Annotated in this window: 20 protein-coding genes, 1 tRNA gene and 1 other RNA gene; 7 read left to right on the top strand and 15 right to left on the bottom strand. The window is 34.9% G+C overall.

Features of this window, described 5'->3' with window-relative positions:
* Window positions 1-144: 144 nt before the first annotated feature.
* The 5 genes from rnpB to ettA form a co-directional block, all read right to left on the bottom strand.
* Window positions 145-535: RNase P RNA component class A (gene rnpB / locus ACFINS_RS06380), an RNA gene on the bottom strand.
* An 83-nt stretch (window positions 536-618) separates the two neighbouring features.
* Window positions 619-1,128 (bottom strand): lytic transglycosylase domain-containing protein, encoded by a 510-nt coding sequence (locus ACFINS_RS06375; protein WP_375705993.1) that lies wholly within the window; start codon window positions 1,126-1,128, stop codon window positions 619-621.
* Between the two features lie 1,361 nt (window positions 1,129-2,489).
* Window positions 2,490-2,867, bottom strand: coding sequence for a hypothetical protein (locus tag ACFINS_RS06370; protein WP_375613361.1), 378 nt, complete (start codon window positions 2,865-2,867; stop codon window positions 2,490-2,492).
* A gap of 2,160 nt (window positions 2,868-5,027) precedes the next feature.
* Window positions 5,028-5,966: an ArsR/SmtB family transcription factor gene (locus ACFINS_RS06365; RefSeq protein ID WP_375651017.1), complete on the bottom strand. Its 939-nt coding sequence runs from the start codon at window positions 5,964-5,966 to the stop codon at window positions 5,028-5,030.
* Window positions 5,967-6,632: 666 nt separating this feature from the next.
* The gene (gene ettA / locus ACFINS_RS06360) at window positions 6,633-8,282 is read right to left on the bottom strand and encodes an energy-dependent translational throttle protein EttA (protein WP_375613359.1); all 1,650 of its coding nucleotides are present in this window, start codon (window positions 8,280-8,282) and stop codon (window positions 6,633-6,635) included.
* 162 nt (window positions 8,283-8,444) lie between these two features.
* Here ettA and ACFINS_RS06355 point away from each other — a divergent pair, with 162 nt between their 5' ends.
* Together ACFINS_RS06355 and pncA are read left to right on the top strand one after the other, a co-directional pair.
* Window positions 8,445-8,981 (top strand): hypothetical protein, encoded by a 537-nt coding sequence (locus ACFINS_RS06355; RefSeq protein ID WP_375611982.1) that lies wholly within the window; start codon window positions 8,445-8,447, stop codon window positions 8,979-8,981.
* Between the two features lie 46 nt (window positions 8,982-9,027).
* Window positions 9,028-9,636 (top strand): bifunctional nicotinamidase/pyrazinamidase, encoded by a 609-nt coding sequence (pncA, locus tag ACFINS_RS06350; protein WP_375638342.1) that lies wholly within the window; start codon window positions 9,028-9,030, stop codon window positions 9,634-9,636.
* Between the two features lie 474 nt (window positions 9,637-10,110).
* Here pncA and ACFINS_RS06345 read toward each other — a convergent pair whose 3' ends face one another.
* Window positions 10,111-11,163: a DUF475 domain-containing protein gene (locus ACFINS_RS06345; protein WP_375651025.1), complete on the bottom strand. Its 1,053-nt coding sequence runs from the start codon at window positions 11,161-11,163 to the stop codon at window positions 10,111-10,113.
* A 358-nt stretch (window positions 11,164-11,521) separates the two neighbouring features.
* Between ACFINS_RS06345 and ACFINS_RS06340 the strand changes: the two genes are divergently transcribed.
* Both ACFINS_RS06340 and ACFINS_RS06335 read left to right on the top strand, forming a co-directional pair.
* Complete coding sequence (locus ACFINS_RS06340) at window positions 11,522-12,061, top strand: helix-turn-helix domain-containing protein (RefSeq protein WP_375611979.1); 540 nt, start codon at window positions 11,522-11,524, stop codon at window positions 12,059-12,061.
* 387 nt (window positions 12,062-12,448) lie between these two features.
* A complete protein-coding gene (locus tag ACFINS_RS06335) occupies window positions 12,449-12,628 on the top strand; it encodes a DUF1508 domain-containing protein (protein WP_142416545.1) in 180 nt (59 codons plus the stop codon).
* 530 nt (window positions 12,629-13,158) lie between these two features.
* On the opposite strand, the gene ACFINS_RS06330 is transcribed toward ACFINS_RS06335, so the two are convergent.
* From ACFINS_RS06330 to ACFINS_RS06315, 4 genes are all read right to left on the bottom strand, one after another.
* Complete coding sequence (locus ACFINS_RS06330; protein WP_375705992.1) at window positions 13,159-13,329, bottom strand: hypothetical protein; 171 nt, start codon at window positions 13,327-13,329, stop codon at window positions 13,159-13,161.
* 52 nt (window positions 13,330-13,381) lie between these two features.
* Window positions 13,382-13,693 carry a hypothetical protein gene (locus ACFINS_RS06325; RefSeq protein ID WP_375613354.1) on the bottom strand — a complete coding sequence of 104 codons (312 nt, stop codon included), beginning with the start codon at window positions 13,691-13,693 and terminating at the stop codon, window positions 13,382-13,384.
* 305 nt (window positions 13,694-13,998) lie between these two features.
* Entirely contained in the window at window positions 13,999-14,247 is a 249-nt protein-coding gene (locus ACFINS_RS06320; protein WP_375651030.1) for a hypothetical protein, read from the bottom strand.
* A gap of 21 nt (window positions 14,248-14,268) precedes the next feature.
* Window positions 14,269-14,394: a hypothetical protein gene (locus ACFINS_RS06315; protein WP_375611975.1), complete on the bottom strand. Its 126-nt coding sequence runs from the start codon at window positions 14,392-14,394 to the stop codon at window positions 14,269-14,271.
* Between the two features lie 608 nt (window positions 14,395-15,002).
* On the opposite strand from ACFINS_RS06315, the gene ACFINS_RS06310 reads away from it, so the two are divergent.
* A complete protein-coding gene (locus ACFINS_RS06310; protein ID WP_007347852.1) occupies window positions 15,003-15,317 on the top strand; it encodes a helix-turn-helix domain-containing protein in 315 nt (104 codons plus the stop codon).
* Here the strand turns inward: ACFINS_RS06310 and ACFINS_RS06305 are convergent.
* The gene (locus tag ACFINS_RS06305) at window positions 15,241-15,423 is read right to left on the bottom strand and encodes a hypothetical protein (RefSeq protein WP_375611974.1); all 183 of its coding nucleotides are present in this window, start codon (window positions 15,421-15,423) and stop codon (window positions 15,241-15,243) included. The genes ACFINS_RS06310 and ACFINS_RS06305 overlap by 77 nt on opposite strands.
* A 1,697-nt stretch (window positions 15,424-17,120) precedes the next feature.
* A tRNA-Ile gene (locus ACFINS_RS06300) sits at window positions 17,121-17,197 on the bottom strand.
* A gap of 170 nt (window positions 17,198-17,367) precedes the next feature.
* On the opposite strand from ACFINS_RS06300, the gene ACFINS_RS06295 reads away from it, so the two are divergent.
* Window positions 17,368-18,111, top strand: coding sequence for an SIMPL domain-containing protein (locus ACFINS_RS06295; RefSeq protein WP_375611973.1), 744 nt, complete (start codon window positions 17,368-17,370; stop codon window positions 18,109-18,111).
* Window positions 18,112-18,140: 29 nt separating this feature from the next.
* Here ACFINS_RS06295 and ACFINS_RS06290 read toward each other — a convergent pair whose 3' ends face one another.
* From ACFINS_RS06290 to dnaG, 3 genes are all read right to left on the bottom strand, one after another.
* Window positions 18,141-18,602: a YcgN family cysteine cluster protein gene (locus tag ACFINS_RS06290; protein WP_375646443.1), complete on the bottom strand. Its 462-nt coding sequence runs from the start codon at window positions 18,600-18,602 to the stop codon at window positions 18,141-18,143.
* Window positions 18,603-19,212: 610 nt separating this feature from the next.
* The gene (gene rpoD / locus ACFINS_RS06285; RefSeq protein WP_375611971.1) at window positions 19,213-21,228 is read right to left on the bottom strand and encodes an RNA polymerase sigma factor RpoD; all 2,016 of its coding nucleotides are present in this window, start codon (window positions 21,226-21,228) and stop codon (window positions 19,213-19,215) included.
* A gap of 373 nt (window positions 21,229-21,601) precedes the next feature.
* Entirely contained in the window at window positions 21,602-23,539 is a 1,938-nt protein-coding gene (gene dnaG, locus ACFINS_RS06280) for a DNA primase (protein ID WP_375705991.1), read from the bottom strand.
* 134 nt (window positions 23,540-23,673) lie between these two features.
* Here dnaG and ACFINS_RS06275 point away from each other — a divergent pair, with 134 nt between their 5' ends.
* On the top strand, window positions 23,674-24,891 hold the full coding sequence (locus ACFINS_RS06275; RefSeq protein WP_375621381.1) for a mechanosensitive ion channel family protein: 1,218 nt from the start codon (window positions 23,674-23,676) through the stop codon (window positions 24,889-24,891).
* Window positions 24,892-24,939: the final 48 nt, after the last annotated feature.

The following is a 24,939-nucleotide window of genomic DNA, read 5'->3' as shown; positions in this document are numbered from 1 at the left end:
CCCAAAACAGATCCTAACGCATTATACTTAAAGAAATGTTATAATTTTTTAAAACACTCTTTGCTCAAGTGTCTATTTCAAACACATAGACTCCATAAAAGACCATATATAATTGATCTTATAAAATATCGCGTATCATCATGAAATATCAGTCGGCCTATAAGCCGGGTTCTGTAGAGTAAAGCTTACACTTTACATGGCAACCATTCATCTGGGACGGATGTTACCATCCGCCTCGTGCAACCTACCCGAATGACTCGCCCGGAAATCGGCTGCAAATTAAATTTTGCACGTCATTTCTATTTGGTCTTGCTCCCGGTGGGGTTTACCTTGCCACATTCATTACTGAATGCGCGGTGGGCTCTTACTCCACCCTTTCACCCTTACCTATAAAAATAGGCGGTTTACTTTCTGTGGCACTTTCCCTAGGGTCACCCCCGCCGGGTGTTACCCGGCACCGTCTTTCCATGGAGCCCGGACTTTCCTCACCTGCCGTATTTCAGTATCAGACAAGCGCGGCTGCCCAGCCGACTGACATACTGATTTATAAAACATTTTCTGCTCCGTGAAAATAGCATCTTAAAATATTTTATGACAAACCTCTCTCAACAGATGTTTTTATTTTAATGAAGCCAGATAAGTCTTTACTTTTGCGCAATATTTCGCTGAAATGGAATTCATTTTTTTTGCAGCATGACCTGCGTTATATTTAAGGATTGTACCACACGTACTTCCACCACTGAGTTTATAGGCCCGTGCCAAATAACGCATACCATATTCAAGATTGGTCGCAGGATCGTACAAATCCTGTACAGAACCACTAAAGCCCAACCCTCGTGCCGTAGAGGGTTTAATTTGCATCAAACCTACTTCGCCAGCAGCCCCCTTTATACCTGCCTTATAATTACTTTCAACTTTTACAACAGCATGTGCTAAATTAACGGGAACATTATATTTATTCGCAAGTTTCTGAATAAGAAACTCATAAGGACGAGCAGAAATCTTAGAAGCAACAATCACTGAGGTTTCTCGTGATTCCGCAACATTTAAGACACTATGAGTCCAACTTATATCAAATACAAAAAATACAGCACATGCTGTATTTAACAAGATTTTCAAAAATTGCATTTTCTTTCTCTTCACTCAAACATTCTCAAATTCTAGCCGCAAGTAATTTGCAAATGTATTATACAAAAAAGAAAGCAAAAGAACGTCTTTAAAAAGGAAATAGTAAGACAATTTCAAGATAAAATTATGAAATAAAAGAATATATCTTTATGCACAAGTCTCAGATTTCTCTATATCATAAAATAAAAAAAATAAAAAGACTATAATTAATCTTATAGCGTATCAAATAAAATGATATAATCTATAACTTGCGGCTATCACTGTTGTATCAATCAATTTTTATATTAAAAAAATAGCATCTGAACTAGATGTAATATTTTTTACATAAGATTATTAATTTTTTTATTGAGATCAATCCCTCAAAGAAAGAGAGACAAGAGCATCTTTTTACCGAAGATGCTCGATATCAAAAAAGGTTCACAAAAAATATAAACCGTTATCAACGCTTCTCTCTGATTAATAAACACCCACTGCACTCTTTATGTCCGATAAAATCTCAAAAAATCACAAAACAAATCTCCCCATCATTGCGCATAAAAAATTCATAAATATATTAAAACCATCATACTCTTTACCAATTCAAAATATTGGAACAGACTTTTAGCTCTCAAGATGTCTCAAAGAAGCTTTTTAATTCCTTTTTAAAAGAGTTTTTATCCACACAAGCCTCTACTTGTGGTATACAAGAAACTGATTTTAATTTTTTCACCATGGATAAATTTAAAATGAGAGGATTTTACAATTCTTAAGATTCTCATTCAATATAAAATGATAAATTATCATTATAAAACAATATACTAAAAAAGTTATATCCGTTTTTATCCCTACAACAAAGCTTAACAATTACTTGTGTCTATTTTTTTGAAAAATGTTAGAAAACTCAATACCCCCAAAGCCTTTTTAAATAAAAATAGACCTCTCATCTTCATTCAAATATTTTTTCTTTGTCACAGACTATCATCTTATCAGTCTTGCACCTCATTTTCAGAAATCATACAAGTGGATAAATATCCTAAAATCCGTAGAACAAAAAAAGCTTAAATCCTTTAAAAAATTTTATTTTCTCATATCAAATAAAAAATAACCGCCATATAAAATGCAGTTAACGTGTTTTATTATAATCAATACTGCTTTTGTCATTGTAGCGATTGATAATGCAATTAACTTGGACCAATACCCTTGATAGACTTTCTATCACTCCTGTAATGATTGCAACATTACCCTTATACTCCAATTGCTTACCTTTTGAGAGATAAATTTTGTTAATACCTTACAAATTGATTATCTCCTCGCACTTTTCAAAATTTCACGAAAAGCTCTTTCTCCTTAAAATAAAACCCAAAAGCGCAATTAAAAAATAGCTAAAAATAAGCATTAGCAACGGAAGGACGAGAAATCGCTTTTGAGAGAGCCATAGCAACAGTTTCACCAGATTTTTGAGCCTGCTCACGACTCTGACCACTTTTAGAAGCAAGCGCAATTACATCACGACGCAGCTGCGCAATAAACAACTCCTGCTGTTGAGGGGTCATCTTAGAAAGATGCTTGATAATATCTGGAAAAGATACGGATAATCTCTCTAACAACTCCTCCTCTGTTACATCAAGCTGCTGAGAAGAAAAAGAAGAGCGACCGGAAAAAAACTGATAAACAGCACTACTTTGAGAAGCAAAAAAGACAGCGCCAGAAATAAAAAATACAAATAAAATAAAAATAATACGATGTGAAAAAGATCCCATTATCTCTTACCTAAAGATCACAGAATACAAACATAGCTTCCTTTTACGATTCTTCTTATAACATGCAACAATGCCTCAATAAAGAAAAATCAAATTATTAAAAATGAATACGCTAACACTATCCGCCCAATAAGACTCGCCCCTCTATGTATTTAGGTACTATAGGCGAAACAATAACAGATCTTACACTCCCCCCCTAATAACACCTTACATTTCCTAAAATAATTACAAAAAGCCTGACTGAGGAAATCCTCAGTCAGGCCAGACAATCTAGGGGATCCACGCGGGGGGGGGGGAGGAGGTTCCCCGATTGTCCTCTTACATCAACCACTAAGATAGCCGATGCAATATTCTTGCTATGGAATAAAATTCTTTAAACAACAAGAAATTCTTATCATCTTCTACGCAAAAAAACATAAAAGAATTATAAATTATTTAAAAATGTTTAAATTTAGGCAAAAAAAGTTTAAAATGACCCAATTTGAAGCAATTTTATTTCAATAAGCATCAATTAGAATCTACGATCATTATAACTTTTAAATAGTTTCTTTCATAACTCTGATGATCATATTAAAAAACAGTAATTTCTACGTATCCACCCTATAAAAATAAAACTACGTAAAAGTAGAATCACTTTTCCAACAGCAATCACCACAAAAAGAAAAACGTAGATTTTTAAAATCTTACACAAATAACCGTAAAAAATGGAAAACATCTTCTTGCAAGAAAGCTATGAATTATTTAAATAAAACAATAAATTAGAGAAAATAAAATCTTATCTATCTTTATAAAAAATTTCTGTAAATGATCATTAAAATATTGTTACATCCCTCATGTAACAATCAATGAGGAACTTAAACAGCTTAATCTTATGAGAAAATGAGAACTCTGAAGGTATTTTTTTCGAATCACGCCCCATCGTCATTCCAAATAACGATAAACCATTTTACAATAACCAACAGTCTCTAACGCATTTTAACATAACAAACCGAAATCAATGCAGACATTTTCTCTTAATCTCTATCATTTAAATGATCCCGTAAAATAATACACACAGTAGTTTCTATGCTCAAAAATTTTTATATTCTGTTCTTCTAACGTAAACAATTCATTAATTTACAATCATAACTCATCATTTTACAATTTACATGAGAAACCTCAAGAACGTAAGATTCCCTTATTTTCAATCTTCGTCTATTGAATTAATGAATAGCCATACTATCGCACATCACAAACAAGAAGAAGCATATGGATAAAAAACATAAAACAATGATGCCGGCTTACAACTTTTACTTAAACTAAAGACGATGGTGCCCTATCAATTTTACGCTATAACCACGGACTGCGTCATAAGATGAGAGGCAAACATAAAAAGAAAGAAAATACTTTTGGCAAAAACAATGGACTTATTTAATAATCTTCATAACTTCTCATGATAAAGAGATACGAAACTTTAGTGTAATATCACGCTTTTCTTTCCTACTTTCAGCCACAGACTATCCATAGATCATCGCCGATCTTATTTTTATGAATATAATGCATTGTCTTACCCTTTTACTTTTTCGTCTTTTTAGAGCATCTTTTTGCACCCCTCACTAAAAGTTCTAAGGTACTCCTTATCTAAAAACCTGTTTTAAAGAGATATTTTAAGATCTATTGGGCACCACCATCTCTGATATTTATAAAGGTATGAGCCTTCACTATGATTATATTGTGCGGCATTATATCATATTGCAGCCGCTCTCACATTTAGAAAATGTATTTTCTTTTACAAACGGTATCATTAAGATAAATACCTTCTTTTGTAGCAGACAAACAGACTCTTTCGGATTCTGAAACAGGAAATTTGAAATGAAACAACATTCCTGTATTTAAACCTCTTATTGAGTCTAAAAAAATCAATGATCTTTTAAAATCAATATATTGGCTAATAACATAAATATGATAGCAAGAACACCTTAAATAATGATCCTCATAGGCTTAACTCTATAGAAGGTGCTTCATTATACAGCCTACACGCCGCTATAAAACACCAATACTCCCATATAAAAACATAATACAAATGTAAAAAACAATAGCTTATCAATGATTGAATAAAGTTTTATCTCTACGCTATTCCTTGAGAAAAATCAGAGTATAAAGCACGTTAACAAACGCGATTTATGCAAAATCTACTTGTTTATCTTTGATATCGTCAACCAATAAACGCAGATCACGAGCAAGCCAAAGCGTAGCAATCCCCTCCTCACTGTTTTCATTTTGTATAGGAGTAAGACAAACCGTTTGTTCTAGAACAAGTCCCGCATTTTTAAGCCATTGTTCTATTTGTAAAGCCGAAAATCCAAAACGCATATGCACTTGATCAGAATATGAAGACTCAATTTCATGATAACCAAAATCCACAATCAATAAACGGCCATGAGGACGCAAAACACTTGATATCTCATGAAGGAATATTTCAGGATTTTCAAGAAAATGTAAAACCCAATGAAGAATAACTAAATCAAAAGTTGTATCTCCAACAGACAAGTGAAAAACATTGCTATCAAGCACAACTTGAACCGCATGCGTATAAAGATTAGAAAACAATTTTAAGATAGAGTCTCCACCTCTTCCAATATTCAACATCGTCTGAAATGGTTTATCGCCAATGATTTCAAGTAACGAGTTTTCTACACCATGATCTGCCATATAGGATGACCGTAATACATCCCGTTGCAACGCATTTTGTAAGAAATGCTTCTTCCTCGTTTTTTGACGCTGCTTTTTAACATCCTTCAAACGTTCTAAATCATGCGCTAACAACACATCATCCTTTGGCAAAGCCGAAAGAATACCTATCACAATGTCTTTACCCCAAAAATCATGACAAAGCTTAAAATAAAGGCTATCCCCCTTCTGATAACGCTCAATCAATCGTGCTTCGTACAATAAACGTAAATATCGTGATATACACGCTTGCGACTGATCAAGAATAAAAATAAAATCAGGAATTGTTAAATCTTCATGATGTAAGAGCCTAAGAACACGTAAATGGCTTACTTCTGCGACCGCTTTCAGCAGCACAATCATTGCATCTAAACTTGCACTTTTTTTCATAATTATCCCCTAAACATTCCTATAAACATTTGTTTATAGGAAAAAAAGTCAAGCATACAACGCATATTCTCATCTATTTTGTTCTCTCTATTTTATCATACTATGAAAAAAATAGGCTAATGTAAAAAACGAACAGATCTTATCTCCCTGCTTCTCGTTATAATGAGAATACATTGATTTATAATAATAATTCATTTTTAACTTGAATAAAAAACCGGAATACCGTAGATTTTTCTCATTTCAAATCTATTCATGATAAATCAATCCAAATCATTCTCTTACAGCTCATAAACGGAGGGGACAGATGGATAAAAATACCTTTTATGCCCACCTCAAAACAAAAACTGCATACTATTGAGAAAAAATAACATGATAATGCCAGCTTGCATTTTTATTAAGTAAAGATGATAATGCTCAATGACCAAGGCATTTGTAGAAGTAATACTATACGCTCCATCCCCTCCTTTTCATTGCAGTTTTACAAAAAATAACCGGTTATATATCATGAGTAAAATAACCCTATTTAGGTCATAATTTCATAAAGTGTCTCTTACTCTTTTCAATGAATAAAAACTCCCACAGAGTACACACACACTTTATTTATGAAATAACAAACGCAATAAAATACACTATTATTCTAACAAAGTTGCGATAAGATAAAAAATTCTAGCGTGTAAGAGGTTTATAATTTGCATGCTTAGGATTAAGAGATTCCGCCCCAAGACGACGAACTTTATCAGCCTCATATTCAGCAAAATTACCTTCAAACCATTCTACATGACCATCACCTTCAAAGGCTAAAATATGTGTTGCCAATCGATCAAGAAACATACGATCATGCGATATGATAACTGCACAACCAGCGAAATTTTCCAATGCATCTTCCAATGCACCCAATGTTTCAGTATCAAGATCATTTGTCGGTTCATCAAGAAGAAGCACATTTCCCCCCTCTTTTAGAAGTTTCGCCAAATGTACGCGATTGCGCTGCCCTCCTGATAAATTTGCCACCTTCTGCTGCTGATCTGCCCCCTTGAAATTAAAAGCCCCGCAATAAGCGCGGCTATTCATCTCATATTTGCCTAATTTAATAATGTCATTTCCACCAGAAATTTCCTCCCAAACAGTTTTATCCCCCACCAAGGAATCGCGACTCTGATCCACATAACTCATGTGAACTGTTTCACCGATACGTATCTGACCTGAATCGGGCTTTTCCTGTCCCGTCAACATTTTAAACAAGGTCGACTTTCCCATACCATTGGCCCCAATAACGCCGACAATGCCACCAGCAGGAAGTTTAAAAGAAAGAGAATCAATCAATACACGTTCACCATAAGCTTTAGAGAGATTATCAACCTCAATAACAACTTGTCCTAACCTTTCTCCAATAGGAATAATGATTTGCGCCTCTCCAGGACGGCGCTCACGTGCTGCTTGAACCAACTCATCATAAGCCTTAATCCGAGCTTTTGACTTTGCTTGTCGCCCTTTTGGACTAGAAGCGATCCATTCTTGCTCACGTGATAAAGCACGTTGACGCGCTGCCTCTTCACGGCCTTCCTGAGCCAAACGCTTGGCTTTAGCCCCCAAATAAGCAGAATAGTTCCCCTCATAAGGAATACCTCTACCGCGATCTAATTCTAAAATCCAACCCGTTACATTGTCGAGAAAATAACGATCATGGGTTATCAAAAGCACAGCCCCAGGATATTCACGTAGGTGCCTCTCAAGCCAAGCCGTCGTTTCAGCATCTAAATGGTTTGTCGGTTCATCCAAAAGTAATAAATCAGGTTTTGACAAAAGCAATTTACAAAGTGCAACACGCCGCTTCTCACCACCCGAAAGTTTTGTTACATCCCCATCGGCTGGCGGACAGCCAAGAGCAGCCATAGCCATTTCCACTTGACTTTCTAAATCCCAAAGATTCTGACTGTCAATAATGTCCTGAAGCTGTGCACTTTCATCAGCCGTTTCCTCGCTATAATTCATCATCAATTCGTTATAACGCTCAAGAATTTCCTGTTTATCTGCAACACCTTCCATCACATTACCACGCACATCTTTGCTCGCATCAAGCAAAGGTTCTTGTGGTAGATAACCACAGCGTGCTCCTTCAGAAATCCATGCTTCTCCCGTATATTCTTTATCTAGCCCAGCCATAATACGTAAAATAGTTGACTTCCCTGCACCATTCGGCCCTAAAATACCGATCTTCGCATCTGGATAAAAAGACAAATGAATATTTTCTAGAACTTTTTTATTGCCGTAAGACTTGTTAAGCCCAGCCATATGATAGATAAATTGACGTGCCATAAATTTCTCTTTATATTATGCGATATTAAAGATTAGGATTTTGAAAAAAACTGCTTTTGCTTTTTGAAACAGTACAGTAAATAGCACTTACATCGTATCAAAAGCTTTTCGCTTTATATTGGTACATTTTTTCTAATCTCACAAGCCCCAGTATGGTCCTGAATGCAAAAAAACATCCCCCTAAAGAGCAAAAAGCAAATCTTTTTAGCTGTCCCTGAAACCTGTTATCAAACCTTGCCTCTCTTTTCCATACCAGATATAACATTGTATTTTTATCGTATTAAACCGACTTATCAATGTAATATGATACCACAAAGAAAAGCAATTCTCTATGCGCCTTCTTTTCTCGCTTTATGGGCTTTATATTACGCAGTAAAAAATCCTTCTCTTTTTTCATCGATTTTTTGCTACGGAAAGCAATGGACTTCACCCCTTGCCTTGATATGGCTTAAATTACGTTTACAAAACGACCGCCGCCTTATGGGATCTGACGTCCCAAGCCCAATGATCATGAAAGCTTTGCATCAACACGTAGCAACAAATGACTACAGCGCACTTCCCATTGGTACGTGGTTACAATTCGTAAAAAACTATAAAACCAATTGTAAAAACTTATCCATCCCCCTCTTTTGGCTTGATAATTATAAAAATAATATCAATATCCAGCACATCATTTCAAAACTTCAAGACGACATATAGCTTTTTAAAAATACGATAAAAGCTCATCTCGTATAGGAATATATTTATGGAAAAAAAAGCCTTAATCGTCATTGATGTTCAAAATGACTTCTTACTAGGTGGAGCACTTGCCGTACCTCAAGGTGATGCTATTTTACCCGCCGTCAATAATCTCATAAATCATTTTCACCACGTTATCTTAACCCAAGACTGGCATCCCAAAAACCATTGCAGCTTTGCTTCCTGCTATCCTGAAAAAAAGCCCTATGATACAGTCATTCTTGACTATGGTCCTCAAATACTTTGGCCTGATCATTGCATACGAGGAACACAAGGAGCAGAATTCCATCCATCTCTTAGAGTAGAAAAGGCACAACTTATCCTTAGAAAAGGCTATAATCAAAAAATGGATAGCTATTCTGCTTTTCTTGAAAATGATCAAAAAACACCAACAGGTTTACATGTTTATCTCAAAGAACATGGTTTTACCAAGCTCATTATGTGTGGCTTAGCAACTGATTTTTGTGTCGGATTCTCTGCTCTTCACGCCATACAATACGGTTTTAAAGTCAGTGTTTCATTAAATGCTTGTGCTGGTATTGATGTAAACGGATCACTAAACACTATGCTTAAAACTATGAACGAAGCAGGGATAGAACTGTTAATGCTCTCCTAAAATATTCTTTTCTCATCTACCATTATAACATTCTGATTTATAATGAATAAATTTTTTTACCTATTTAAGTAAGGAACGAAAATATCGTAAAATTCTCTCATTTCAACCCTATTTCAACACCATTCTCTTAAAACATCACAAATAGGATTGATGTATGAATAAAAATCTTGCAAAAAAAACAGCCAAAAGGCTTCTTATGAATCATTAAATGCAAGAGCAGTTATGATACTGAAAGCTGGTAAAAAGTATAGCGTAAACTTGCACCTTATATTGAAGTCAAAAAGCCTCTATACGTCAAAAGTTATCCAAAAGATTATACATTATTTCCCTCATGGAGGGGAAATCGTGCAATGATCTCCTCTTTAAAACAAAAACATCAATAAGCAATAAAATAGTATTTTATTTTGCATAAAAGACCTCTTTCTATTCAAAGATATGCGATAAACAAAAGTGTGAAAAAGGAAGAAATCTCCATTACTTAGATACAACATGTTCATCTAATTGACGATGCTTAAAACGAATCGAAGAATATAATGCCATTCCAATAATACAGACTCCCACAAGTCCTGTTAAAACTTCAGGAACCGATATAATCGTTTGCAGATACATAATCACTGCAAGAACTAGAATTGCATAAAAAGCACCATGCTCTAAATAACGATAATGCAATAATGTTCCTGATTCAACCAACATAATTGTCATAGAACGAACGTAAAATGCTCCGATACCAAGACCTATCGCAATAATAAAAAGGTTGTGTGAAAAGGCAAAAGCACCAACCACGCCATCGAAAGAAAAACTAGCATCAAGAACTTCTAAGTAAAGAAACGCCCCTACTCCCCCGTGAGCTACTGTTGTTAAAGTCTTTTGAGGAGTATCCAAGAGATGACCGACAACTTCAACACCGATAAAGGTCAAAAGTCCATAAAGTGCTGCTAATAAAAAAGTTATTTTATTTTCTGCGTCAATCTGAGTTGAAACAAATAAGATCAAAATCAAAACAATTGCAATATCAATTCCAACAAGCGCCCCAAACTTTTGAGCAAATCTCTCTATAACATTAAGCCAATGCACTTCTTTTTCAGAATCAAAAAAATATTTTAAGCCAACCATCATAAGGAAAGTTCCTCCAAAAGCAGCAATCCCCATATGCGCATCGGTTAAAACTTCAGCATATCGATGTGGTTCCCATATCGCTAATTTGACTGCCGCAATTGGATTAATCCCAACAGCAACGACAACCACCAATAATGGAAAAACAATTCTCATCCCAAATACAGCTATCAAAATACCCCATATAAGAAAACGACGACGCCACAATGGACTCATTCTACTAAGAACACGCGCATTGATAATAGAATTATCAAAAGATAAAGAAATTTCCAAAATTCCTAAAACAAAGCAAATAAAAAAATATTTAAGAAAACCAGTAATACTTTCCGTTTCAAACCAACCAATAACCCCTCCTAAAAAGACACCAATAATCGTGAAAAAAAAAGCAAACCCAAAATAGCGTAATAGGGACATGATCATTCCTCAAAGTTTATTTTCTACTTCATCTAAGCACACCCAGTACCAATCCAAAGTTTGCATCTCTTTAAAGTTGCATCTATTAATGCAGAGGTGTATAGAATATATATGGTAAAGTTACATGAAAATTCTCTCAAAAAAAGCAAGAGACAAATGTAGCAACAAGGAATTTTGTTTTGAAGTGAATATCAATTGTCAATACAATAAGTGCAAGATTGCTTTCTATCTACACAAATAAAAAAATAACAAGAAATTAAAGCTATAATATTGACATTATATCATAGAATATTAATACATAGTGTGCTTTTATTATTTAATGATTTATACCATGATGATTTACCGAGGGAGATAATTCGTGGCACGTCCTGAAACTGAATCAAAAACCATATTTGGAAAACGTTTACGTTATGTACGTCTTGCTTTAGGCGATCCATCACGTGAAACCTTAGCTAAAAGTTTTAGCATGACAAAAAATTCCATTGCTTTTTATGAGCGTGGAGAGAGAGAACCCAATCTTAGTGTCTTACAAACATACCGCACGTTATATGGTGTCAATATTAATTGGCTTTTAACTGGACAAGGAAAAATGTTTGACACCGAATATACAAAAGGTGATTTTGACTGGAATTATTTTATTAAAAAAATCGAGGGACTGGAAGAAACACTTGCCGATAGTGATCGTAACGAAAAACTAAATCAAGAAAAAATCGACAGTTCTTATGAAAAATTGCAGCAATATTTGTCAAGACAAGGTTTATCAAATGGTTTTAACCCTAAAACTACAACCTCTCTTATCGATATGAAAGCTAAAATGGCCAATTCTTATACTCTTAGCTTATTCATTGATTTGCTCATTCGAAGCGTATCCCAAAAAGAGGTTATAGCTAATCAATAAACGTCTATTTCAAAAGAAAAAGCAAGAAATGATTAAACACCAGTATGGAAAAAAGTATTTTTTACTTTATCCATGCTGGTGAAGTTTTATATAATTTATAAACTTTATTTCTGTAACGACAGAAAAATATTTGCATTGTAAATGAAAGTATAGTGTCTTTAAATTAAAAAAAATAATTTTATAGTATAAAATTCTCATTCATATCTTATTGACAATAAATTTTTTCTTGTTAAAAGAATAATAGCTCTCATAGAAATTATTTTTAAGGTCAGAAAATTTAAGGGGAATATATTGACGACTTCCTAGAGAGACATACATTAATGTTTACAAGCGGATTAGTTAAATATTTATCCTGAAAATTATCAGCTATTTTATGAGGTGGGAAGCATGTATTTTGAGGTGTTTCAAGGAGTTCACAATCAATGGTACTGGCGTTTAATCTCAGGAGATGCACAAAAAATTGCTTTTTCTAGTAAAGGTTATCCAACAAAACAAGATATCCTAATCAATATTGAGCAAATAAAAGAAATTACACATAAGGCTCTTATTAGAGAACTACAGTCCTAACATTCTTTACCATTAAAACAAGCGTTTATTTTGTATAATGGTATGGTAGTTACTTTTGTGATAAATGAAAAGTGATTGATTTGCCCTCAATGAGAGGAAGTTTTTGTATTATTTCTGACACTCACAAAGAACATTCATATTCTTACAGATTATATGTTTATTTTCAATCATACTCAAATCTCTATAGCCTTTATAAAAAAGAAAATCTCTTAAGTTTTGTATTTTTCATAAAAAATAAACGCACATGAAGAGAAGATAAATCATCAATGAGAAATATATTTACTCTAAAAGATATTAATATCTTTTACGTTCATATTCCTCTTCTGTATCTGATAATCATAACTGACTTACCCATTTCATCTTCATAAAAAGCAAATATCTCTTTCTTTCTATTATCATGCAATTTTTTATACCTATTAGCTGAAACTATCGTAGCATTTATACCTTACATCTAAAAAGAACGTGCAAAACTGTTTCCAGCAATAATATAAAATTGCTGGATTGTATAGACGCGCTTTTTAATAACTAGCCTACCTATAAACTGGTTTATCATCATAAACTCTTATTTTATGATCAACGACGCTCTGTCTTATAAACTTAAATATTTTCATAAAATCAGAGTAAACTTGAATATTCTCTTCCAATACAATCTCTCCATCAGCACCATAATTGGCTTCATTAAAGTTTATCTCTCTCGTCATTCCAATCTTCCTAACACATTTCCAAACCCTTTAATGCAAAATATGAATACAATCACTCTTTATCATCTTCAGATTTAAGCATTTTTTTATATTTCTTTTCATTTTTTTCATATTGCTTAATTTGTTTTTTCAGTTTTTCAATTGCTTGGTCGCGTCTTTTAATCACCATACTTTGCTCTCTAATAGCCCTATCTCGTTCTTCAGTCATCTTCATAGAATCTCTTAAAAACTCATGCTTTATTCTTCTAGATTCCTCTTTTAAAATTTTCACTTGACTGCGATAATATAAAGAAAATCGAAATATAACCCCGCTGCACAACAAAACAACAATCATTGCTCCCAATAAAATTTCGTTTACACTCATTTGGATCTCCCTTAATTGTCGCTCAAGTGATCATCTTGACCAATTTGTTTCATCCTCAATCAAAAAAAGAATGCAATAAATCGCATGTTCCAAGTGTGAACAATCACTCTCGGCGTTCTTATTTTCTCCATTAAAGCATTGATAAATGACGCAAACAAATCTCTGAAAGCGGCTAAATCTACACTCACACCAATTATTTGCGACATATTTATTGACACAAAATACAAAAAATAAGGAACGTCAAATAAAACTAACGACGCAATCCAATCATACAAGCCTTGCCCAAATCGTTCCTATCTTCCTTTTTACGCCATGTGGAATGCGGCTATATATGAAAGTTTTTCATTATTACAAAAATCTTCAGTGTCACAAAGCACAGCATTTCTGTAAAATTTTGCCTTCCCACAAACCTTTACATCACCACAAATTAAAGCATCATTATAAACTCGAGCCTTTCTAAAATCACGAGTATCACCACAAAATTCAATACATTGAGCATTCAAAACTTGATCAAAAAAGACCGCATTAGCATAAACATATGCATCTCCACTCATATTCAAATAACGATAAAGTTCTTATTTTTCATAAACATGCGAACTCTTACGAACCACTAAACAACCATATGTTAATGCATTGTTATCAATAACAACATCATTATAAACACAGACTTCATTATAAACCGCAGCATCATAAAAACACATTCATCCCCATAAGGGCATTGATCGAATGTACAATTCTACCAAACAACCACCTTTGTGGATCAGATTACCTTCCTGTTTAATAAAATATCCAAGATCACTTTTTTGATATTTCCCATTTTTTTACGCATATATACGATATACCATCTGATAGTGATCTAATTTATTACAATAAAGAAGAAATCAGTATTCTTTGTCTATGCAATTTACATTTTTTCTACAGCCATTATCCTATCTCTTAAGGCTCTAAAGCTTCGTTATATTCACACACTACCTCAACGCAGAATTTTTTTACAAATTCTGATGTTGGGGTATATCTTGATTTATAATGCTGCTACGTATACTATCATAGTGAAATCTCATAAACATACGAGTGTGTATCGCCCTTTCTGGTATACACATTTACTTTTTCACAACCGTGGAACTAAGCAACCATTTTTATTGATTCGAATCTGAAAGTGTATGGGGACATTTTGTTATTAGTTAAAAACAACTCTATATGCTTCCTTAGCGAAGAGCTACACATGGATATTTTCACGCTCCTTGTATCATATATTCTGGATTCGCAACGCAATATTAACGCTATAGCGTAAATATGTAAAGGTCTAAAAATGACAAAGACTGAAAAAGATTGGTTCCAACGCTTAGTTGAATTGATAAAAAGTGACGGACGAACAATGATTGAAATAAGCAGAGCTGCAGGCTGTGGACAAAATTACGTCCAACAAATGATAAATGGAGGCAAGAGACCTTCTGTAGATAAACTCATGGCTATTTTGAATACACTGGGAAATGCTAGTGCCATATATGTAATAACTGGTTTCAATATCTCCGATGAAGACTTAAAACTCATAACTTTGATTTCGTCTGGAGATAAAAAGAAGATTGAAGCCTTAAATGTTCTGTTGAATGAGCAGAATCTGTAGCATTTTCTACTTTATCCAATATCGCTTGCTTTTGAGACGTCGATAAAGACTCCCATTTCACAATAATATCAGATAAAGTTGTTTCAAATTTTTTATCATTCTTCATAGTCATACTCCATGTAGTCACACTATATAACGCTAAAGCGTTCAAAATATATCTCATACCTTAGAAAAAAATATTTGCAATAGGCAGTATGGAAGCAATTGTGTACAAACTTATTTTACAAAATCAGATGAAGTTCTATTAGTCATGTACCATAGTGAAACAGAAAGCATCACACGATCCAGACCTTCTTATGAAAATTGGTATAATCTATCAAAAACGCGAATAATGTTACGCAGATCTTGCGATTCGGACCAATAAAAACTAATGTGAAAATATCCCTGAAGACACTCCTGAACTCTATATAAGAGAACACGAAAAAGCTTTTTTGAAAAAAATACATCACAATTTATTCTACATAGCACCATCTATGTTTTTTTAACAATATTGCAAAGCAAGAATATAACAATGTTATAGGAATAAATTCTTATAAACAGAGCCACACTACCTAAAACTCTGTAACACATTTACAGGTAACCTCTCCTCTAAACGCACCTTGTAAATACTAATATAAGTCTCTATCATAAGCAAAAATGATACTATTAAAAAATAAAACGAATCATCACGCACAATCTTTGTACGTAAATTTTATACAGATTTACAACAAGAGAGAAATTCCCTTATGCAAATGAAGAATTATATTTTCAAAGTATGACTTTGAAGAAGAAGTATACTTTTCCAAAAAAACACCCTCCCTGCCAATAATTTTTCATAAGAGAAAAAACTCATAATAAAGATAAAACTCTCTATACGATCAATACGAGAAAAATGTTAGCAATACAAAAAAGTGCTAGGTTTACCGCAATATTGCCAATTCCTTATCAGAGTAAAATCAAAAAAGACATCTGCTCTTCAATAATAATTCGGATCACATGAAAACTCTATAATTTAAACATTAAGCAAAAAATACACAAAAACAGAAAATGGTATTTTAACAAATTTTCCAATATCATAGAAAACATTTCTTACAGAATAATAAAATGCTTATTACAATAGAATCTGGATGATGCAAAGCGATAGAAACAATCACTCAATTGACTTTTCAAAGAACAATTAATAAAATTCTTTTCAGAAAACACGCCACCGTCACTATGAACAATATTTCTCAAGACATTAAATAGAATTCCTTTCTTGGGAAAAAGAAAATATCAACAAATGTTATCATCGTTGCCCCCATGATACATATGAATGCCCATAGATCACATTCTCTTATACACTAACCTTTCATCACAATGATGCTATTCGAACATCTAAAAAACATTAACATCACTTAGAAAAAAGCAAATTTACACTAAATGTTTTTTGAGCCATTTGTTCTGAACAGGTACAATCTTTAAAATTGGTTTTATTGAGGTCTGTTTATTTGCAGAACAAGTATAAATAAACTTATCCAATGAAGCTTTTAGCCTTCTATTTTATGAAGAACACCATATAGAAAAAGTACAAAACAGTATATGAATTAAGAAAGTAAATAGCGACCCATATCAGTTAATCCAAATGCTAAAAGGTTGCAAATGAGAGAACTTCTTTGATGAGACTAAGAAAACATACCATCATATTAAAGCGACTGAGAGGAAAAACTGCAACAAACAACGACCAAAAGCTTCTAAAACAAACAGGAAAATAAATAAAAAACGAAAAAGGTAGAATCTCAAAACTTTTATATAAACGATCCATTTTTCTATTGTACATTTCCCTATTGGTGGGCCCGGAGGGACTCGAACCCCCAACCAAGCGGTTATGAGCCGCTGGCTCTAACCAATTGAGCTACAGGCCCCACATAGGTTGTTTCTCTCTAAACTAAAATGCCCTATGATACAAGAGCTGACAAAGATTATAACCCATCTTTTTCTCTTTTCTATTGGTTTTTTTTTCAGTGCTCTAATTTCTTTACAAAAACTCTTAAAAATGAGAGAATAATTAACTGACAAATATAAAGGTATAGATATGATAGAAAAGAAAATTCAACCACTGAAGAGTTCTCTGGTTAAAACAGTTATATTAGCATTTACACTCTTAGCCACATCGTTGACTGTACGTGCTTATGCTGAAGAGAATAAAATGAAAAATGCAACGATTACAGTGACAGCAATCGGAGAAAGTCAAGCAGCACCGGATATGGCCATTATTAATCTAGCCGTTGTTACCTATGACAAAACTGCCCAAAAGGCATTAGATTCCAATAATCAATCCATCAATGATATTATAAACGCTTTTAAAAACAATGGCATCCAAGCAAATGATTTGCAAACATCAGGCTTATCCATTTATCAGTCGACCTCTGATAAACACCACGAAAAAAAGAATAATGAAAAACTCTATCATGTTTCAAATTCTTTAACGGTGCGCATTCGTGATCTTACCAATGCTGGTAAAATCTTTGATCAAGCGATGACACTAGGTGTTAATTCAGTTAACGGCATTACTTTTACCAACGCAGATACAAAGCCATTTTATCAAGAAGCACGTAAAAAAGCCATTACTGAAGCCATTGAAAAAGCGCAAACGATAGCGCAAGCAGCCGATTTAAAATTAGGAAAAATTATTGAAATCAATGAAAAGGATGATTACTATCACCCAACACCACGTCTCATGAGTAGAGCAGCAGATGTAAGCTACGCAAATACAAATTTTGCAGGTGGTGAATTAAATTATAACGTGAGCGTCACTGTAGTCTTTGCGATCGATTAAGTCACAAACAAGTTGTATAAAAAATCATATTACTGGCCTTCACGTAGAAGACCAGTAATGTGATAAAGATAATCTTCCTCAGATAATAATTCGTCTTCGTAAATCTCTATTTGTCCGCGTGCAGAAATACGCGCTGTATGTACCGTCTGACAATCCCCTGATACCAATGGATGCCACCAATGAAGATCTTTTCCCTCATAAATTAATCTATAAGCACAACTTTCTGGAAGCCAACGCGCTGTTTTAACTGTCGTAATATCTAGCGATATACAATCTGGTACAATTGATTTACGATGAGCATAATCTCGACACCTGCAGGTTTCCCCATCTAAAAGACGACAAGCAATACTGGTTGCATAAAGGTCACCCGTATCATCGTCCTCAACTTTATGGAGACAACAACAGCCACAGCCATCACAAAGGCTCTCCCACTCAGAAATGGAAATCTCTTCTAATTTTTTTACTTTCCAAAAGGGAAGTTCTCCACTCATAAACTCAGACACACCTTTTTTAATTAAGACGATCTATAAAAAATGAAACGTTTAATTTCTATAATTTTATCTATTTCTGTCTCTTAAAAAGATTCAACTCAATGTATACTTTAAACCATGTTCTTAAAAGCTATCTGAATAAAAAGAGAATATTCAAAAATAGCGCATATAAATGAACATAACCTATTGAAACATCTCTTTGTAAACTTAACGAAGAATAAAATGCGTCACCTAAAATGATAGAAAAATTCCGCAAAGAATATACATTTTTCATCAAAAAGTCCGTATGTTGCAATATAAGTTTATTCCTAACAGATCTCATTTCTTAAAAACGAGCCGCGCTATACGCAAGGTAATGTTTTTATCGTTCATTTCTTGAAAGCCCCCTACTCTCTACTCCATAACCACCCTTTGCCCTATATCTATTCTTTTGAGACAGAGAAGTATAAAGCCCCAAAGCTAAGAGAAACATTAAACATCGAAAACTTTCTAGATTGTTCAAATTCTTCCTATGTTTTTCTCAAGAAAGTATCCAAGTACAACATGAAGCACCTCCCCCCTTCATTAAGAAGAAAGAGGGAGTTATTAAAATGCACACGAATTCTTTTATTTAAGAATCGAGAAAACTGCGCAATTTTCGTGAACGGCTAGGATGTTTCAATTTACGAAGTGCCTTTGCTTCAATTTGACGAATACGCTCTCTTGTAACTGAGAACTGCTGTCCCACTTCTTCCAATGTGTGATCGGTATTCATCCCTATTCCAAAACGCATCCGCAAAACACGTTCTTCTCGTGGTGTTAATGAAGCAAGAACGCGTGTTGTCGTATCTCGCAGATTAGCTTGGATAGCTGCATCAATTGGTAATAAAGCATTCCTATCCTCAATAAAATCACCCAAATGGGAATCATCTTCATCACCAACAGGCGTTTCGAGAGAAATGGGTTCTTTTGCAATTTTAAGAACTTTTCGTACTTTTTCTAACGGCATAGAAAGCTTGCTAGATAATTCTTCTGGTGTTGGTTCTCGTCCAATTTCATGGAGAATCTGACGCGAGGTACGAACAATTTTATTAATTGTTTCAATCATATGAACAGGAATACGAATTGTACGTGCCTGATCAGCAATTGAACGTGTAATAGCTTGACGAATCCACCATGTTGCATAAGTTGAAAATTTGTAGCCGCGCCGATATTCAAACTTATCCACAGCCTTCATCAAACCGATATTGCCCTCTTGAATAAGATCAAGAAACTGCAAACCACGATTGGTGTATTTTTTTGCAATTGAAATGACAAGACGCAAATTAGATTCTACCATCTCTTTTTTTGCAATTGTTGATTCGCGTTCACCTTTCTGCACCTGCATAACAATCCGACGAAATTCACCAATCGAAATAGCCGTTTCTTGCGCAAGATTTTGTATCTCACTTCGCAGTTTTTGGATTTCTTTTGCTTCACGCACCGAAAACTCTTTCCAACCAGGTGTAGGCAAAGCAGCAATATAATTCATCCAATCTGCGTCCAATTCACGCCCTTGGTATTCTTTTAAAAAATCCTCATGGCCAATGCCATAGCTATTGGCAATCCGTTTCAGCTTACCTTCATTATGAATCAATCTCTTATTAATGTCATAAAGCTGTTCAACCAAAGCTTCGATACGATTTTGGTTTAAAGAAAGAGATTTTACTGCTTGAATCAACTCACCCTTTAATTGAATATATTTCTTCTTCTGAGAAGATGTAAGGGCCCCCTCTTTACGCTCTGCCAAACTGCTTTCAACATGCTGATCTTGTAATTTTCGTAATTTTACATAGGTTTGAGCAATAAAATCTAATGTTTCCATAACTTGAGGACAAAGTTCATTTTCCATTGCAGCAAGCGATAAGTTAACATCGTCCTCGTCCTCTTCATCATCGTCTTCAATGTTTCTCTCTCCTGCGCTCTCCCCCATATTACGTATACCAGAAGACATTTTTTCTTCTACGGTCTTATCAACTTCACTTCGCTCAATAACAGGAGCCTGCTTTGCTTCTGGACCAGCATAAGTCGTTTCAAGATCAATAATTTCACGAAGAAGAATACGCTGCTCTTTTAACTCGTCACGCCAGATAATAAGAGCCTGAAAAGTCAAAGGACTCTCACAAAGTCCTGCAATCATTGTCTCACGCCCTGCTTCAATACGCTTAGCAATGGCAATTTCGCCTTCCCGCGAAAGAAGCTCAACAGCTCCCATCTCACGCAAATACATACGCACCGGATCATCCGTACGATCTGTTACTTCGCGTTTATTCGTTGTCGTTGCAATTGCGTGGCTAGAGGCTTCTACTAAATCACCCCCCTCTACCGTAACTTCTTCTTCATAATTTTCAGACTCGACTTCATCCTCATCATCCACAACATTAACCCCCATCTCAGAGAACATCGCCAAGATATCTTCAATTTGTTCGGATGTAACCTCGTCAGAAGGAAGAACTGCATTGAGTTCATCCATTGTTACGTAACCATTTTTTTTGGCAAGTTTAATCATTTTCTTGATGGCATCATCAGAAAAATCAAGAAGAGGACTATCCAAACTCGCTTGGTTTGTTACTTCTGCATTATCTTTCTGTTTAACCTTTGTTGCCATACCATAACTCCACTCGATCACTTCACAGTTTCCATGTGACCAGTTTTTTTGTTCTCACTAAAATCTACCAATAGTTACTCATATATACTTCCTGTTAAGAGATTACCATTGGAAAGAATACATTTTGTATACGCCCTGACATCCAGACAAACTTGACATCCAGACAAAAACGCGGGAAAACTCCAGAAGTTTCCCCGACACCTCTCAGCCCTTCTGAGATAATCTCTGCACCCTATCGTAAGAACCAATTTCCCGCTTTTCCTAAAATTTACCCGCTTTTCCTAAAATTTAATTGTCATCTTTATAAAAATGTCACTCCACATAAACTTCCTCATCTAAAATTTAAGTGACTGATTCGCATTAAAAAAGCGAATCATTTTATCGTATCTTGTGTATTCCCGTCTATTTTTTCATCCAACCAACTTCCAAATCCTTCAATTAACGCTTCTGTTGCCTGCATCTGCTCCAGCTCATTTTTTACCTCACGAAGCAGATCAAAAACCTCACTCTTAGGATTTTCTACAAGTTGCTCTTCAATATCCTGTAACCTCTTATGTAGGTGGTGTTCTTGAAGATGCAAGTAGACAGCTTGTTTTAATATAGCACGCGCATCTTCTATAGGGGCTCCACCAGGAATAATACGCATACCAATATTTTGCACAAGATGTTTCATACGCTCTAACAGAGCCTTTTGCCCTCTTTTTTCTAAGAACGCAACCATCGTCTCTTTATCATGAAGCTGTTGGTCCCCAAGAATTTCCAACATAGCTTGATGAAAAATTATCAATTGAGTATTTTTTAATTCTAACTCAGAAAGAATTTCAAAATTTTCATACCACAACTCAGGATAGTAAGCTAAAGTGAGTAAAATCACTGCTTCACGCAAAGGGATAGATTGCGAAGAATTTCGTACTATTTCAGAATTTGCTAACAGAGAAAAGGTTTGATCTTTAAAGGTCCTATTTGGTGAAGATTGACCATATCGCCCTTCCCCCCTTTTTTTCGAAAAAGAGGGACGAAAAAAATCAAAAAGGCGTTTTTTTACATCTTGCAAATAATAACGACGGACATCTTCATCCTTAATCGTAAAAATTTGTTGTTTTAGTTGTTTTTCTAGCGCTGCTCGTGCCTCTGGAATTTCAAAATGCTTTCCATAGGTAGCACGCCACCATAAAAGCTCACTCAAAGGAATAGCTTTTTGCAAAAAAGAAGAAAAAAGCTGAGCTCCACCAGCACAAACAATTTCATCAGGATCTTTCCCTTGTGGCAACAAAACAAAGCGTACACAAACCCCAGCCTTTAAAAGAGGCAACACACGATCAGCAACACGAAAAGCAGCTTTTAAACCAGCATCATCACCATCAAAACACAAAATAGGTTCCTTCCCCATCTGCCATAAAAGCTCAATTTGCGCTTCCGTTAATGCTGTCCCTAAGGGTGCTACAACTCCTTCAAAACCAGCTTTAGTCAATGCAATGACATCCATATACCCCTCAACAACAAGGAGTGAATGAATTTTTTCATCGCCAACAAAGCGACTATTTTTGCGAGCTGCTGCCGCGTTATAAAGTATATTTCCTTTATGAAACAGCACTGTTTCAGGGCTATTGAGATATTTTGCTCGTGTCTCTTTCTCTAATGCACGCCCTCCGAAAGCCACCACACGTCCACGCAAATCTTCGATAGGAAACATAATGCGATTTCTAAATCGGTCATAAGAATCTGCGCTCTCCTCATGCACTGAGAGAAGCCCACATTCTTCCATTTGCTTTATTGAAATGCCCCGTGTACCTAAAGCTTCTTTCAAAGCCGTACGCCTTACCGGTGCAAAACCAATGCGGAAACGCTCTACAAGCTCTGGTGTAACACCACGTGCATCCAGATAACGACGTGCTTGTATACCTCCTTTATCGCGTAAATTATATTGAAAAAAATCTGTGGCAATTTTCATCACATCATAAAGGTCAGCTTTTTCCAGTTGACGTTTATGACTTTGTGAATCCAAAATAGGGAGTTTCATTCCCGCAAAATCAGCCAAACGCTCTACACTTTCTGAAAAGTGCAATCCATCAAGCTCACACAAAAAGGTAAAAATATCTCCACTTACACCACAACCAAAACAATAATAGCGCCCTTTATGATCATCACAATGAAAACTTGGCGTTTTTTCACCATGAAATGGACAACAACACCAAAAGTCTCCCCGTGAAGGCTTACTTTTTCGAGGATCAAAATCCACCCGTTGACCAATCACTGTTGAAATTGGGAGTCTCGTACGCAGTTCATTAAGGAAATCGGGCGGAAAACGCATTATCTCTCACAGAGTTTGAAAATTCTTTTTTGCATATTTAACGACTTTAGAGCATAATTCCAATACTTCCTCTTAAGCAGTTGTAAAATTTTAAACCCTCAACTGCATATATTTTTAGAAATGGAGAATAAAAAGTGATCGAATTTATTGCTCAATATCCTTGGTTAGAGGCTATTTCTTGGCTTGTTATTCTTACTATAGCTGCCCTTTTAGTGAACTTTCTAGGACGAAAATTACTTATTCACGGAGCAAAAAAACTCTCTTCTTTTCTCCCCCAAAATACAACGATCGATATTAATAATGCTATTCAATACATAGCGGATATCATTTCAGCTTTTATTCTTTCAATTGGTGTTAATTTTATCTCAACATTGCCCGATGCATTTAGCACTGTCATCAGTAATGTTGCCAACGCCTTCATTATCTTCTTTGTCGTCCTGACAATTTCTTCCTGTCTCAATGTCATTAACATCCTTTACGAACAACGACCAACAGCACGACTAAAACCAATAAAAGGTTATATTCAAATTGCTAAAATTGCACTTTTTGCTGTTGCAACAATTTTAATGGTCGCTACATTGATTGACCGCTCCCCTCTTATTCTCTTCTCCGGTCTTGGTGCAATGGCCGCGGTTCTCATGTTAATTTTTCAAGATACGCTTCTTTCTCTCGTTGCCGGTATTCAAATTTCATCTACTGATATGGTTCGCGTTGGTGATTGGATTGAAATCCCCAATCTCGGTGCCGATGGTGATGTTATTGAAATTGCCTTGCATACTGTTAAAGTTCAAAATTTCGACAACACCATCACCTCAGTTCCTATCCGTAAACTTGTGACCGACCCTTTTAAAAATTGGCGTGGAATGCAAGAATCGGGTGGAAGACGCATCAAACGCTCCCTTTTTATTGATCAATCAAGTATCCATTTTCTCACAAAAGAAGAACAAAAATATCTTTCCCGATTTAATTTATTAGAAAATTATTTCACGCAAAAAGTAGCAGAAATCGAACAATGGAACGCTCAATTAGATAAAAATCATGATGTCTTAGCCAATACGCGCCGTTTAACCAACATTGGAACTTTTCGTGCTTATGTTTTTGCTTATCTACAACAGCATCTAAACATCAACCCTAATATGACCTATATGGCACGACAATTACCTCCTACAGAAAATGGTTTACCCTTAGAAATCTATTGCTTTACGAACACCACCGTTTGGATCGACTATGAACAAATTCAAGGCGATATCTTTGATCACCTTTATTCCATTCTACCCTGTTTCGGTCTAAAGGTTTTTCAAAATCCAAGCGGTTATGATTTTAATCAAGTATTAAAAGCAAAAGTGAAATAAAAACAATAAACTTCAATTTATTAATTTGAGGCAACCACATTCACAACA

Source organism: Bartonella sp. AA2SXKL (assembly GCF_042197205.1).
Taxonomy (GTDB): Bacteria; Pseudomonadota; Alphaproteobacteria; order Rhizobiales; family Rhizobiaceae; genus Bartonella.
The sequence above is the reverse complement of the archived record's forward strand: the minus strand, read 5'-3'. Positions and strand labels throughout refer to the sequence as shown.